2 protein-coding genes and 2 pseudogenes are annotated in these 3,087 nt (G+C 68.7%); 2 read left to right on the plus strand and 2 right to left on the minus strand.

Annotation, left to right across the window (positions count from 1 at the left end):
- Both VFB40_RS28685 and VFB40_RS24725 read right to left on the minus strand, forming a co-directional pair.
- Positions 1–234 (minus strand): annotated as a pseudogene (locus VFB40_RS28685) (hydroxyacid dehydrogenase); the annotation flags it as partial.
- Between the two features lie 80 nt (positions 235–314).
- On the minus strand, positions 315–707 hold the full coding sequence (locus VFB40_RS24725) for an NADH-quinone oxidoreductase subunit A (RefSeq protein ID WP_324842237.1): 393 nt from the start codon (positions 705–707) through the stop codon (positions 315–317).
- A 278-nt stretch (positions 708–985) separates the two neighbouring features.
- Between VFB40_RS24725 and VFB40_RS24730 the strand changes: the two genes are divergently transcribed.
- Both VFB40_RS24730 and VFB40_RS24735 read left to right on the plus strand, forming a co-directional pair.
- Positions 986–2,887 carry a 2-oxoacid:acceptor oxidoreductase subunit alpha gene (locus VFB40_RS24730; RefSeq protein WP_324854700.1) on the plus strand — a complete coding sequence of 634 codons (1,902 nt, stop codon included), beginning with the start codon at positions 986–988 and terminating at the stop codon, positions 2,885–2,887.
- Positions 2,880–3,087: pseudogene (locus VFB40_RS24735) on the plus strand (hypothetical protein); the annotation flags it as partial. The gene VFB40_RS24730 and the pseudogene VFB40_RS24735, both read left to right, overlap by 8 nt.

Raw genomic sequence — 3,087 nt, forward strand, 5'->3', positions numbered from 1 at the left:
ATCGGCCTGGCGCGGACCTGGCGCGAACGGGATCACGCCGAGCCTGATGAAGTCGTGCCGGGCCATCGAGGCCGCGATGAACTCGATCGCGCAGCAGGCCAGGCCGAAGTTGAACACCTACAGCGAGTACTTGCGGCCCCAGTTGAGCACGACCTTCATCGGTTTGGGCGCCAGGTCGAAGCCCGTGCCGAAACCGCGCGCCGGCGCGCCGACCCGCGGAATGCCGAGCGCCACGGCGCCCGCCCGGTGCCCGGCGCCGGCCCCGTTCGAGCCCGCGTCGGCCCCGATCGCCGGGTCCAGCGCCGCCCCCTCGTTCACAACCACGTCAGCACGCCCTTCTTATAGGCGTAGAGGATCCCGACCGCCAGAAAGCCGATGAAGACGAACATCTCGACCAGCGTGGTAGCGCCGAAGCCCGGCGCGGCGAACACGGTAGCCCATGGGAACAGGTAGACGGCGTCCACCGCGAAGATGACGTAAAGAAACGCGTAGACGTAGTACCGCACATGGGTATGCGCCCAGCCCTCGCCGACCGGATCCACGCCGCATTCATAGGTGAGCAGCTTTTCCGGCGTCGGCCTGGCCGGGGCGAGCAGCCGGTTCGCGGCGAAGGACACCGTGACGAACGCGACACCGAGCAGCAACAACATGCCGACGATCGAATAGGCGGAGTAATAGGTCGTGCCGCCCGTGCCGCCGATTCCCATAAAAGCTCGCCGCCTGCCCTCGCGCGCCAGTCAACCGCCAACCACTGCCGGGGTTTCTCCCTCTTCCGGGTGGGTCCCCCGCGTCATCGCACAAGGGTACTCGGCTCGCTAAGGCGCTATTGGACTGCCGTGCGCCGCATGGGCACGGGCCGCTCGGCGTCCACTCAGGCGTACGATGGATTGGACTCGGGAGTGCGGGGAACTACCCGCTCCGGTGATCGAAGCGGCGCAGGCGATCCCAAGTACCGTCCCAGGATGCGGACGCGCGAGGAGGTTCGGTGGCGGGCGAGGCGATCGAAGAGAAGCGGGGCGCCGCGGTCGAGCGGATCGGTGCGGTAGTGATCCGGATCGCGGGCGACTCGGGCGACGGCATGCAGTTGACCGGGGACCGGTTCACCGCGGAGACCGCCGCATACGGCAACGACCTGTCCACGCTGCCGAACTTCCCGGCCGAGATCCGCGCCCCCGCCGGGACGCTGCCCGGAGTCTCGGCCTTCCAGCTGCACTTCGCCGACCACGACATCCTCACGCCGGGCGACGCGCCGGACGTGCTGGTGGCGATGAACCCGGCGGCGCTCAAGGCGAATCTGAAGGACCTGCCGCGCGGCGCGACGATCATCGTCAATACCGATGAGTTCACCACGCGCGCGCTAACCAAGGTCGGCTACCCGGCCAACCCGCTGGAGACCGGCGAGCTGGACGGATACCGCGTGCATCCGGTCGCGCTGACCTCATCCACAGTCAAGGCGCTGGAAGGGCTTCCGCTCTCCCGCAAGGAGGCCGAGCGCGCCAAGAACATGTACGCGCTCGGGCTGCTCTCCTGGCTGTACAACCGGCCGACCGACCGCACGCTGGCGTTCCTGGAGCAGAAGTTCGGCAACAAGCCCGACATCGCGGCCGCCAACCGCGCGGCGTTCCTGGCCGGCTGGAACTTCGGCGAGACCACCGAGGAGTTCGCGGTCTCCTACGAGATCGCCCCCGCGGCGCTGCCGAGCGGCCAGTACCGCAACATCTCCGGCAACCTGGCGCTGGCCTACGGCCTGATCGCGGCCTCGCAGCGCTCCGGCCTGCCGCTGTTCCTGGGCTCCTACCCGATCACGCCGGCGTCGGACATCCTGCACGAGCTGTCGAAGCACAAGAACTTCGGGGTGCGCACCTTCCAGGCCGAGGACGAGATCGCGGGCATCGGCGCGGCGCTCGGCGCCTCGTTCGGCGGAGCGCTCGGAGTGACGACCACATCGGGACCCGGGGTCGCGCTCAAGAGCGAGACCGTGGGCCTCGCGGTGTCGCTGGAACTACCGCTGATCATCTGCGACATTCAGCGCGGCGGCCCGTCCACCGGCCTGCCGACGAAGACCGAGCAGGCAGACCTGCTGCAAGCGATGTTCGGCCGCAACGGCGAGGCTCCGGTGCCGATCGTGGCGCCGCGGTCTCCGGCGGACTGTTTCGATGCGGCGTTGGAGGCGGCACGGATCGCGTTGACGTACCGCACGCCGGTGTTCCTGCTCTCGGACGGTTATCTGGCCAACGGTTCGGAGCCGTGGCACATCCCAGACGTCGAGAAGCTGCCGGACCTGCACGTGGAATTCGCCAAGCCGTCCGAGGACGGTGAACCCTTCCTGCCCTATCAGCGTGATCCAGAGACGTTGGCTCGGCCGTGGGCGATTCCGGGGACGCCGGGTCTCGAGCACCGGATCGGCGGGATCGAGAAGGCGGATGGGACCGGGGAGATCTCCTACGATCCGGCCAACCACGACCTGATGGTGCGTACCCGGCAGGCGAAGGTGGATCGGATCGCGGACAGCGTCGCGCCGCTGGAGGTCGACGACCCGAGCGGAGGCGCGCGGGTGCTCGTGCTGGGCTGGGGCTCGACCTACGGGCCGGTGCAGGCGGCGTGCCGCAAGGTGCGCAGACAGGGCGGCCAGGTAGCACACGCGCACCTGCGGCACCTGAACCCGTTCCCGGCCAACCTGGGCCAAGTGCTGCGCCAGTACGACAAGGTTCTGATCCCGGAGATGAACCTGGGGCAGCTCGCCCTGCTGATCCGGGCCAAGTACCTGGTGGACGCGGTCGGCTACAACAAGGTGCGCGGCCTGCCGTTCACCTCGGCCGAGCTCACCGATGTGATCAACGGGCTGATCGGGGACACGGCGGCGGTCAAGGGGTTGGGCGATGCTTGAGAGCAAGGCGAACGGCGCAGCCAACGGGGCTGTGAACGGCGCGGCCAACGGTGCGAACGGAACGAAGAACGGCCATGCGGCCGTTCCGTCCGCCCGCGCCGCGCTCCCGCTGACGGTGAAGGATTTCAAGACCGATCAGGAGGTGCGCTGGTGCCCGGGCTGCGGGGACTACGCGATCCTGGCCGCGGTCCAGGGCCTGA

This window comes from Actinocrinis sp., from assembly GCF_035650855.1.
In the GTDB taxonomy this organism is placed as follows: Bacteria; Actinomycetota; Actinomycetes; order Streptomycetales; family Catenulisporaceae; genus Actinocrinis.